Origin of the sequence: Streptomyces colwelliae (assembly GCF_048158785.1) — a bacterium.
Classification (GTDB): Bacteria; Actinomycetota; Actinomycetes; order Streptomycetales; family Streptomycetaceae; genus Streptomyces.
This window is the reverse complement of the sequence record NZ_JBLTJC010000367.1, coordinates 1-10,091: the sequence shown is the minus strand read 5'-3', so window position 1 is coordinate 10,091 and position 10,091 is coordinate 1. Positions and strand designations below refer to the sequence as shown.

General features: G+C 71.2%; 10 protein-coding genes and 3 pseudogenes. 7 read left to right on the top strand and 6 right to left on the bottom strand.

The features are described from left to right. Positions 1-116: pseudogene (locus ACNFOC_RS44000) on the bottom strand (FKBP-type peptidyl-prolyl cis-trans isomerase); the annotation flags it as partial. A gap of 106 nt (positions 117-222) precedes the next feature. Between ACNFOC_RS44000 and ACNFOC_RS43995 the strand changes: the two are divergent. Genes ACNFOC_RS43995 through ACNFOC_RS43980 form a run of 4 tightly spaced genes read left to right on the top strand, consistent with a single transcriptional unit; the run spans position 223 to position 4,197 of the window. After that, positions 223-1,764 carry a purine-cytosine permease family protein gene (locus ACNFOC_RS43995; RefSeq protein WP_416964623.1) on the top strand — a complete coding sequence of 514 codons (1,542 nt, stop codon included), beginning with the start codon at positions 223-225 and terminating at the stop codon, positions 1,762-1,764. Next, complete coding sequence (locus tag ACNFOC_RS43990; RefSeq protein WP_416964622.1) at positions 1,764-2,429, top strand: cyclase family protein; 666 nt, start codon at positions 1,764-1,766, stop codon at positions 2,427-2,429. Before ACNFOC_RS43995 ends, ACNFOC_RS43990 begins: the two co-directional genes overlap by 1 nt. A 45-nt stretch (positions 2,430-2,474) precedes the next feature. Next, positions 2,475-3,170, top strand: coding sequence for an alpha/beta fold hydrolase (locus ACNFOC_RS43985; protein ID WP_416964621.1), 696 nt, complete (start codon positions 2,475-2,477; stop codon positions 3,168-3,170). Positions 3,171-3,219: 49 nt separating this feature from the next. Continuing rightward, positions 3,220-4,197: a 2-hydroxyacid dehydrogenase gene (locus tag ACNFOC_RS43980; protein WP_416964620.1), complete on the top strand. Its 978-nt coding sequence runs from the start codon at positions 3,220-3,222 to the stop codon at positions 4,195-4,197. Here ACNFOC_RS43980 and ACNFOC_RS43975 read toward each other — a convergent pair. Both ACNFOC_RS43975 and ACNFOC_RS43970 read right to left on the bottom strand, forming a co-directional pair. Next, entirely contained in the window at positions 4,190-5,836 is a 1,647-nt protein-coding gene (locus tag ACNFOC_RS43975) for an RICIN domain-containing protein (RefSeq protein WP_416964619.1), read from the bottom strand. The two genes, ACNFOC_RS43980 and ACNFOC_RS43975, sit on opposite strands and share 8 nt — an antisense overlap. 390 nt (positions 5,837-6,226) lie before the next feature. Next, complete coding sequence (locus ACNFOC_RS43970) at positions 6,227-7,102, bottom strand: oxidoreductase (protein WP_416964618.1); 876 nt, start codon at positions 7,100-7,102, stop codon at positions 6,227-6,229. A gap of 142 nt (positions 7,103-7,244) precedes the next feature. On the opposite strand from ACNFOC_RS43970, the gene ACNFOC_RS43965 reads away from it, so the two are divergent. Next, complete coding sequence (locus tag ACNFOC_RS43965) at positions 7,245-8,138, top strand: helix-turn-helix domain-containing protein (RefSeq protein ID WP_416964617.1); 894 nt, start codon at positions 7,245-7,247, stop codon at positions 8,136-8,138. A gap of 73 nt (positions 8,139-8,211) precedes the next feature. Here ACNFOC_RS43965 and ACNFOC_RS43960 read toward each other — a convergent pair whose 3' ends face one another. Both ACNFOC_RS43960 and ACNFOC_RS43955 read right to left on the bottom strand, forming a co-directional pair. Beyond that, positions 8,212-8,589, bottom strand: a complete 378-nt coding sequence (locus ACNFOC_RS43960; protein WP_416964616.1) for a toxin Doc — start codon at positions 8,587-8,589, stop codon at positions 8,212-8,214. A 3-nt stretch (positions 8,590-8,592) separates the two neighbouring features. Beyond that, the gene (locus tag ACNFOC_RS43955) at positions 8,593-8,838 is read right to left on the bottom strand and encodes a hypothetical protein (protein ID WP_416964615.1); all 246 of its coding nucleotides are present in this window, start codon (positions 8,836-8,838) and stop codon (positions 8,593-8,595) included. 137 nt (positions 8,839-8,975) lie between these two features. Between ACNFOC_RS43955 and ACNFOC_RS43950 the strand changes: the two genes are divergently transcribed. Continuing rightward, entirely contained in the window at positions 8,976-9,473 is a 498-nt protein-coding gene (locus tag ACNFOC_RS43950; RefSeq protein WP_416964614.1) for a methylated-DNA--[protein]-cysteine S-methyltransferase, read from the top strand. A gap of 29 nt (positions 9,474-9,502) precedes the next feature. Further along, positions 9,503-9,967 (top strand): annotated as a pseudogene (locus ACNFOC_RS43945) (2OG-Fe(II) oxygenase); the annotation flags it as partial. Here ACNFOC_RS43945 and ACNFOC_RS56125 read toward each other — a convergent pair. Continuing rightward, a pseudogene (locus tag ACNFOC_RS56125) lies at positions 9,952-10,091 on the bottom strand (SCO2583 family membrane protein); the annotation flags it as partial. The pseudogenes ACNFOC_RS43945 and ACNFOC_RS56125 sit on opposite strands and share 16 nt — an antisense overlap.

Genomic DNA, 10,091 nt, shown 5'->3' with positions numbered 1-10,091 from the left:
CCCTGGTCCCAGCCCTTGATGACACGGCCGCCACCGAGCGGGAACTTGAACGGGGTGCCGCGGTTCCAGCTGGCGTCGAACTCCTCGCCGGTGCTGAAGGCCACGCCCACGTAGTGCGCTCAGCTCAGTCCTGACGACGAGCGCGCGCTTGGGCTGCGAACTCACCGTGACCGTACCGAACTTGGTGGCGACCTTCGCGGGGAAGCCGCGCCGAGCCAGTCCCTGACCGAGGTCGAGACCTACGGCGTCGAGCGCATCCCCGACGCGGACCGCACCGCCACCCCGCTCGACCTGTTCCGGGTCGCGTTCGGCGGCGCCAACACCTTCTCCACCTGCGTGCTGGGCGCCTTCCCGATCCTCTTCGGCCTCTCCTTCTGGCAGGGCCTCGCGGCCACGCTCCTGGGAGTCGTCGTAGGCGCGCTGATCCTGTGCCCGATGGCGGTGTTCGGCCCGGTCAACGGCACGAACAACGCGGTCGCCTCCTCCGCGCACCTGGGCGTGCACGGCCGGGTCGTCGGCTCGTTCCTGTCCCTGCTCACCGCCGTAGCGTTCTTCTCCATCTCGGTGTGGAGCTCCGGCGACGCCCTGGTCGGCGGCGCGCACCGGCTGTTCGGCCTGGAGCAGAGCACGTTCTCCTACGTCGTCGCGTACGCGCTGTTCGCGGTCCTCGTCCTCGCGGTGTGCGTCTACGGCTTCCGGTTCATGCTGTTCATCAACAAGATCGCCGTGCTGTCCGCGACGGTCCTGTTCCTGCTCGGCGCGATCGCCTTCGCCGGTGACTTCGACCCGTCGTACGCCGGTGTCTTCACGTCCTCGGCGGACGCGGCGACCCAGTCGCTGTTCTGGCCGTCGTTCACCGGCGCGGCACTGATCGTGCTGTCCAACCCGGTCTCGTTCGGCGCGTTCCTCGGCGACTGGTCGCGCTACATCCCGGCGAACACCCCGCGCCGCAAGGTAGTTGGGGCCGCGTTCCTCTCCCAGATCGCGACCCTCCTGCCGTTCGTCTTCGGCCTGGCGACCGCGAGCATCATCGCCACGAAGGCCCCCAAGTACGTCGACCCGGCCGCCCCGAACTTCGTGGGCGGACTCCTCGCCATCTCACCGAGCTGGTTCTTCCTGCCGGTCTGTCTGCTGGCCCTGATCGGCGGCATGTCGACGGGCACGACCTCGCTCTACGGCACCGGGCTCGACTTCTCGTCGGTGTTCCCGCGGCTGTCGCGGGTGCAGGCGACGTTCCTGGTCGGTGTGCTGTCGATCGCGTTCATCTTCGTCGGCCGGTTCGGCTTCGACCTCGTCCAGTCGATCTCCACCTTCGCCACGATGATCATCACCTGCACGACACCGTGGATGGTCGTGATGATGCTGGGGTTCTACACCCGGCGCGGCTGGTACGACCCGGACGCCCTCCAGGTCTTCAACCGCCGTCAGCGCGGCGGGCGTTACTGGTTCGCGCACGGCTGGAACTGGCGCGGCATGACCGCCTGGTGGGTGGCGGCCGTCGTCGGTGTGCTGTTCACCAACATCCCGGGGCAGTTCGTCGGCCCGCTCGGCGACCTGGCCAACGGCGTCGACATCAGCCTGCCGCTGTCGCTGGCCGTCGCCGCCGTGCTGTTCCTCGGTCTGCTCCGGCTGTTCCCCGAACCCCGGGCCGCGTACGGGCCGGAGGGCGCGCGGCTGGCCCGTACCGTCGAGGTGCCGGTGCCGCCGATCACCGGCCCCGGAGCGGAGGCCGGGGTGCCCGCACCGGCCGCCGCGAGCAGCTGATGCCGGGCTGGATCGACCTGTCGGTGCCCGTCGTCACCGGGATGCCCGTGTATCCCGGTGACCCGGCCGTCGAGGTCTCCCCCGCCCTGCGCGCACCCCATGACGGCGTCAACGTCCTTCAGCTGCACATGGGTTCGCAGTCGGGCACGCATGTCGACGCCCCCTACCACGTGGACGACGCGTGGCCCCGCCTCGACGAACTGCCCCTGGAGCGCTTCGCCGGGCGCGCGGTGGTGGCGGACGTACGGGGGCTGCCGGCGCGGGCGCCGATCACGCCCGAGCTACTGGCGCCGGCGCTACGGCAGTTGACGCCCGGGTCCCTCGTCCTGCTGGCCACGGGCTGGTCGGCGTACTGGGGCACCGACCACTACCTCGCCCACCCGTGGCTCACCCCCGAGGCGGCCGAAGCTCTTGTCGCGGCGGGGGTCCGTACGGTCGCGGTCGACGCGCTGAGTGTCGATCCGACGCCCGAACCCGGCGATGTGACGGCCGACTTCGGGCTGCCCGCCCATCGTGTGCTGTGCGGCGCGGGCGGGGTGATCGCCGAGAACCTCACCGGACTCGATCAGGTGGTGGGCCTCCCGGACGTGGAGTTGTTCCTGTTCCCGCTGCGGCTGCCGGGGGCGGACGGCGCGCCGGTACGGGCCGTGGCGCGGGCGGTCTGATCGTTCCGGAAGGTCGTTGTCAGACCCGGCGGTTACGTTGGGACCATGACTCGATTCGTGGTGGTGGCAGGGGCGTGGCTCGGTGCGTGGGCGTGGGACGAGGTGGTGCCCGAGCTGCGCGGGGCCGGGCACGAGGTGCATGCGCTGACCCTGTCCGGGCTGGCGGAGAAGCAGGGGGTTCCGGCCGGGCAGCGGACCCATGTCCAGGACATCGTCGACGAGGTGGAGCGCCTCGATCTGCGGGACGTCGTCCTGGTCGGACACAGCTACGCCGGTGTTCCTGTGGGTCAGGCCGCCGAGCGGATCGGCGACCGGCTGGCCCGGGTGGTGTTCGTCGACGCGAACGTGCCGGTCGACGGGCGGTCGTTCCTGGACAGCTTCCCGAGCGACCACGTCAGGAAGTCGCTCGACGAGAACGACGGCGGCTGGCCGCCCCTGGACCCGGACGACTACGCGGGCCAGGACCTCACGGACGAGCAGATCACCCGCATCATCACCGAGGGGACCACACACCCGGGTGCCACGCTGACCGAACCGGCGGTCCTGGCCCACCCGTTGGCCGACCTCCCGGCCACCTACGTCAAGTGCCTGCTCGACGGCGACGAGTTGCCGGCCCCGGCGGACGAGCTGGTCGAGAGCGGACGCTGGGAGCTGGTCCGGATGGACACGGGCCACTGGCCGATGTTCTCCCGGCCCCGCGAACTGGCCCGTGTCCTGCACGAGTCGGCCACCCGGTCCTGACGCACGCGCGGACCCCCACCCGACTCCCCCGTCCCGACAAGGATTCCGCATGTCCCCCACGAAGAACGTCCTGGCCGTCGTCCCACCCCACATGGGCGGCCGCAGAGCGGGAGCCGGACTCGCGACGCTCCTGCCCGACGGCGTGGACGTCACCGTCGTCGAGGCCGTCGACGAAGACCCGCGAGCCCTGCGCGCGGCGCACGTCGTCATCACCGCGCTCTCCCCGGTGACCGCCGAACACCTCGCCGCCGCCCCGGAGTTGGAGCTGGTGCAGTGCGCGAGTCACGGCTTCGACTACGTCGACCTGGACGCCGCGCGCGCCCACGGAGTGGTCGTCTGCACCATCGGTTCCAGCGGTGCCGAGGCGCAGAACGTGGCTGAGCAGACCTTCGCCCTGATGCTCGCGCTGGCCAAGCAAATCGTCCCCGCGCACACCGCACTCGTCGAGGGCGACTGGGCACTCCCGCGTCTACAGCGCTCCCTGACCGAGCTGTCCGGCAAGACGCTCGGCATCGTGGGACTGGGCGCCATCGGGCAGCAGGTCGCCCGCCGCGCGACCGCGTTCGACATGACCGTCGTCTACGCCGGCCGACGCCCCGTCCCCGAGGAGACGACCGCCCGGCTCGGCGGCGCTCGTCATGTCCCGCTCGACGAACTGCTGCGCCTCTCCGACTACGTCACCCTGCACGCGCCGCTCACCGTGGAGACCCGGCATCTCCTGAACGCGGAGCGGCTCGCGATGCTCAAGCCGACCGCGTTCGTGATCAACACCGCGCGGGGCGCCCTGATCGACCAGGACGCCCTGGCGGACGCGCTCGAAGCGGGCGCCCTCGCGGGTGCGGGCCTGGACGTCTTCGACCCCGAACCGCCCACCCCGGCCCTGCGGTTGCTCAAGTCCCCGAACGTGGTGCTCTCGCCGCACGTCGGCGGCGTGACCCGGGAGACGGTGCTCCGGATCGCGCTGGCCGCCGTACAGAACGCCGCCGGCTATCTGACCGGCAACGCGCCCGCAGATGTGGTCAGTTGAGCCGGTCCGCGATCTTCGCGGGGCGCGGTGACGGGGCTCCCGTGCCGGCGATCGACAGCGAACCGGGGCTGGCCGTCACCGAGTCGGTCAGCCAGCGCTGCGCGATGGAGCCGTCGCGGACCTTGAGGACGATGTCGGCGCCCGGGTCCTTGGTGGTGGAGGTGAGCGCGAGTTCGGAGTCCCGACGGGGCAGCAACTCGCCCTGCACGGTGAGGTCGTAGCGGACATCGTCGCCACGCTTGGTCTTCGCGTCGGCGCAGGTGCCGAGGACGACGACACCGGCGTCCGCGCGCGAGTCCAGGCACAGCCCGGGGCTCGCGACACTGCGCAACAGCCCGTCGGTGTCGTAGGACCACTCCTGGGTCCCGGCCGACGAGCACGCGGCCAGGACGGTGCCGGCGCCGGCCTTCGCGGTGCCCTTGATGTCGAGGCACAGGTCGGCGGCGGCGTTGTGCAGCCTCGTCCGCTGGGGTGTGGCGGGGAGCCGGGCCGTGCCGGGTGCCGACGACGACACGTGTCCGGAGCCGGTGTTCGTGGTGCTGGAGGCGACCGGACCGGAGCCGCTGCCGTCGTGGTCCGGCCACAGGACGACGGCTAACACGCTCGCGAGGACTCCGGCGCCGATCAGGCCGACACCCACGAACAGTGATCGGGACGACCGGGCCGAGCGAGCCGCCCGGGCCGCGTCCACGATGCGGCGGCCGGGCGCGGGGATCCGCGACAGCAGCCGGTGCCGCCCGGTGCCGCCACTGCCGGTGTTTCCGCCGTGCCGGGAGGCTGACCGCGTCCGTGTGTCGCGGCGGGCGCGGCCGGGCCGTGATGCGAGGTAGGCGCGGGCTCCCCAGCCGAGCACCGCCTCGGCGAGGAGGACTCCCAACCCGCCTTCGAAATAGCTGAGTTGTTCGGCGGCGAAACGGCAGTAGCGGCACTGGGCGAGATGCTGCTGGACATCCGGCAGCAGTGCGCCGCCGCGGCGAATCGGGACGTCGAGGAGCCGGTTGTAGAAGCGGCAATCCTGGGTCGGCGCGAGTTCCCGGTGGGCGCGTACGCAGCCTTCGCGGAATTTTTCGTGCGCCTGCTGGAGAGCGGCCGACGCGTTGCCGGTATCCATACCGAGCAGGGCCGCCGGGACGGTTATCGACTCGGCCTCGACCTCGGTGTGCCACAGCAGACACTGGGCGAACGGCGGAAGGGTCTGGAAAGACCGCTCGGCGAGCTTGCGGTTTTCGGCTGTCATGGACTTGGCGGCACGCATGGCGCGGCCCCCGGAGGGTTTCTCCAGGTCCGGCAGAACACTGGATATTCGCTCTTCCGCGGACCACTCGCGGATCGTGTCGCGCACGGTCAGCAGCAGCCGGGGCCGCAGCGCCACACCGTGTTCGCCGAACGTCAGCCGGTCGAACACCCGGTGGAAGGCGGCCGCGGCGGCCATGGCGGGAATGGCTCCCTCGGCGGCGAGACAGATGCCCGCGTAATCCTGGACCGGCCGCCAGTGCCGCGCCATGAGCAGCGCGACGGAATGAGCGGCCTCGCCCTCCGGACGGCCCCGCAGCCGGGCGGCCAGGGTCTCGTCGGATTCCTCGGGGGCCCCGCCGTCCGGCGGCGGGTAAGGAGGACGAGGAGGGTGCGGGTTGGACACGGAGTGGATTCCTCGGATTCGCTTCATCAACAGGTCAATGAGCCCCGGGCATTGCCCCCGCGCGGGTGTTTCACCCTTGCACAACCCATCGAACCCAACAAGGCACTTGGGTAACTTCCACCTCGTTGAAAGTAAGTCAGATGCGGTGACAACTCGGTTCACTCGCACCGGCTTTCGACTTTCCATGCGCCCCGTGTGAACCATGCGCACACGCCGGTGCGTCGCGCACGCTCCCGGCGCACCGCTCACCGCGGTCCACTGGACCCGGCCCTTCTCGGAGGCCACGCGCTGGACGGCGGCTCTCCCGCGCCAAACGGCCGCCGACCCTGCTCCTCCCGCCCTCGGTCGGCGGCCCCGAGGGCGGGGGCGGCCCACCCCCGCCCTCCCGTATCAGGCCGTGGCCCGGCCGATGGTGTCGAGTTCGGCGACCGCGTCGGCGGGCAGCGCCAGGTCCGCGGCGGCGATGTTGTCGCGCAGATGCGCGCGGGACGAGGTGCCGGGGATCAGGACGGTGGTGGCCGAGCGCTGCAACAGCCAGGCCAGGGCGACCTGTTGGGGCGAGGCGCCCAGCCGGGCGGCGACGTCGGAGAGGGTCCGCGACTGTAGCGGGGTGAAGCCGCCGAGCGGGAAGTACGCGGCGAACGCGATGTTCTCCGCCGCGCACCGCTCGACGAGGGCGTCGTCCTCCCGGTTGGCCAGGTTGTACAGGTTCTGCACGGTGACGACCGGCGCGATGGCCTGGGCCTCGGTCAGCTGGGCGGCGGAGACCGTGCTCACCCCGAGGTGCCGGATCAACCCGGCCTTCCGCAGTTCGGCGAGCGCACCGAACTGCTCCCCGATCGACTCCTCGTGGACGCCGTGATCGGCGCCGGCCCGCAGGTTCACCACGTCGAGCGCGTCGAGCCCGAGGTTGCGGAGGTTGTCGTACACCTGGGCCTTCAGGTCCTCGGGGTGCCGGGACATGATCCAGCCGCCGTCGGGTCCGCGCCGGGCGCCGACCTTGGTCACGATGCGCAGGTCCTCCGGGTACGGGTGGAGGGCCTCCCTGAGGATCTCGTTGACGACGACCGGGCCGTAGAAGTCGCTGGTGTCGATGTGGGTGATGCCCCGCTCGACGGCCTCGCGGAGGACGGCCACCGCTTCGGTGCGGTCCTTCGGTGGGCCGAAGACGTGGGGGCCGGCGAGTTGCATGGCGCCGTATCCCATGCGGGTGATGGTGAGGCCCTCGGCGAGGGTGAGGGTGCCGCCGGAGACGGAGTCGGTCATGGTGGCGCGCCTTTCGGTAGGTGATACGTGCTGTTTCCTGTCACCGACTCTGCGCCCGTACCGGCTGAGCAGGCAGTACCCGGATCTTCCTGGTAGTGGCAGGGCCACGCACTTCCGCGGATTCGGACCTACGGTGGTGGGTGTGGACAGCAAGAACGCGCTCGGGGAGTTTCTGCGGGCCCGCCGTGAGCGGGTCCGGCCCGAGGACGTGGGCCTGAGCGGCGGCGGGCTGCGCCGGGTGCCGGGGCTGCGCCGGGAGGAGGTCGCCCTGCTGGCGGGCATCAGCTCCGACTACTACCTGCGGCTTGAGCAGGGCCGCGACCGCAACCCGTCGGTGCAGGTACTGGAGGCGCTGGCCCGGGTGCTGCGCCTGGACGCCTCGGCGACCGCCCATCTGCTGAGCCTGGCGCGGCCGGAGCGGCCGGCCATGTCCCGCAGGAGGGCCAGGCGACCCGAGGCGGTGCCGGCGAGCGTCCGCGAACTGCTCGACACCTGGTCCGGCCACCCGGCGTACGTGCAGAACCGGTTCACGGACTGCCTCGCGGCCAACGCGCTGTGCCGGGCGCTCTCCCCGAACTACACACCGGGTGTGAACCTCCTACGAGCGGTTTTCCTGGACCCCGGCGAGCGCGAACTGCGCCGCGACTGGGAGGAGTTGACCGCCGAGGGCGTGGCGACCCTGCGCGGCCACATCGGCCCCGACGTCGACGATCCCCGGCTGGTGGAGCTGGTGGGCGAGCTGTCGGTGCGCAGTGACCGCTTCCGGTTGCTGTGGAGCCGCCACGAGGTACGGCCCATGCTCGGCCGGACCAGTCTCCTCAGCCACCCGCTCGTCGGCGACTTCGAGCTGCGGTCGAACAAGTTCGAGATCCCGGGCACGAACGCGTTGAGCGTGGTCGTCTTCCACGCCGAACCGGGGAGCCGCAGCGCGGAACTCCTGGGTCTGCTGGGCAGCCTCGCGGCGTCCGACGGCGTCCCGCGCGAGGAGAGCGCACGGTCGCACACGGAGAACGCCCGCCAGGACAAGGACAGCTGACAGCTCGTCAGAGCTGCCGCTCAGAACCGCAGCCCGGAACTGCTGGCTCAGCGCTCCTGCCCAGAACCGCCGCTCAGATCTGCCAGGAACGCAGCCGGTCCGCCGCGCCGTAGACATCCGTCTTGCCGGAGATCAGATCGCGGGCGAGGTCGACGAGGGCGCCGTAGGGCGGATCGATGCCGACGCCACTGACGAACATGTAGGCGACCGCCGTGGCGCAGGCGAAGCGGGCGTTGGCCGAGGGCAGCGGCTTGAGCAGGGCGAGGGTGTGCAGCAGGGCGGTCGCCCGCCAGGCCGGGTCGGAGTCGACACCGAGGCGGGGCGGATCGACGCGGTGCCGGGCCACGGCCGCCACCAACGCCGAGAAGTCGTTGATGGTGGGCTGGTCCGGCAGGACTTCCTCATGGCGCTGGAGCAGCCAGGGCACGTCGATATGGATGGCGGCGGCCATGCGTCAGGCGACCCGCCCCTCGCCCTTGACCGATGGTTCGTCGTCGGGGAACGCGGCGGCGAACTCGGCGGCGTGCGTGGCGAAGAACCGGCGGAAGGCCTCGGCACCTTCCTGTAGCGCCCGGTGGCGAGCGATGTCGGCCGCGGCCGCCTCACGCACCAGCGCCTTCATCGACGTACCGCGCTCCTTGGCGATCTGCCGCAGGTCCTCTAGCTCGCGGTCGCTGAACTCCACGTTGAGAGCTGGCATGCCAACACGGTACCGCTCGGGTACTTACCCGTAAATACCACCAGGTCAAGAGCTACGCCCGACGGTACCGAGCGGGTCCCACCTCCATGTCCGAATCCCGCCGGTCCCGACCACGGTTCCGGAGCAGACTCATTCCCATGACCACGCTCTACACATTCACCGACAGCCCCGTGGGCGAGCTGCTTCTGACCGGCGAGAGGTCGGCGGGCGGCACCACCCTCACCTCCCTGACCATGCCGGACCACCCGAGCATCCCCGCCGACTGGGAACGCGACGACCAGGCCTTCACCGAGGCCAACCGCCAACTGTCCGCGTACTTCGCCGGAGACCTCACCCACTTCGAACTCCCCCTCGCCGCCGAGGGAACGGAGTTCCAGCAGCGAGTCTGGCAGTCGCTGGACGAGATCCCGTACGGCACCACGACGACCTACGGCGCCCTCGCCGAACGCCTGGGCGTACCGCGCGCCGAAGTCCGGGCGCTGGGCGCGGCCCTCGGCGCCAACCCGCTGCTGCTGGTGCGCCCGTGCCATCGCGTGATCGGCGCGGACGGCTCGATGCGCGGGTACGCCGCCGGTGTCGAACGCAAGGTACAACTCCTCACCCACGAGGGCGCGTTGCAGCCGATGCTCGACTGACGGAAGACCGGGACACCGAAGGAGGAGTCATGGATCGCACCAACTGGTCCGCGCTCGCAGCCGAGTTGGACGTGCACGGCAGCGCGCCGGCCGCCCAGCTGCTGACACCGGCCGAGTGCCGCGACCTGGCCGCGCTGTACGAGAAGCCGGAACTGTTCCGCACCACCGTGGACATGGCCCGCCACCGCTTCGGCTCCGGCGAGTACCGCTACTTCACCCACGACCTGCCCGCACCCGTCGCCGCCCTGCGCGCCGCGCTCTACCCACGTCTGCTGCCGATCGCCCGGGACTGGGCGGCCCGGCTCGACCGCCCGTCCCCCTGGCCGGACGAGCTGGACGAGTGGCTCGCCCGCTGCCACGACGCCGGCCAGGACCGTTCGGCACAGATCCTGCTCCGCTACGGCGAGGGCGACTGGAACGCCCTGCACCGCGATGTCTTCGGCGAGTTGGTCTTCCCGCTCCAGGTGGTGATCGGCCTGGACGAGTACGGCACGCCCATGTAGATCGCGGTGCCGAAGGCGACGGCGATCAGCATGACCAGGATCAGGGCCTGGCGGGAGAGACCGCGGCGCAGGGCCGGGCGGCGGCGGACGGCGGGGGCGTGGTCGGCCAGGCGCT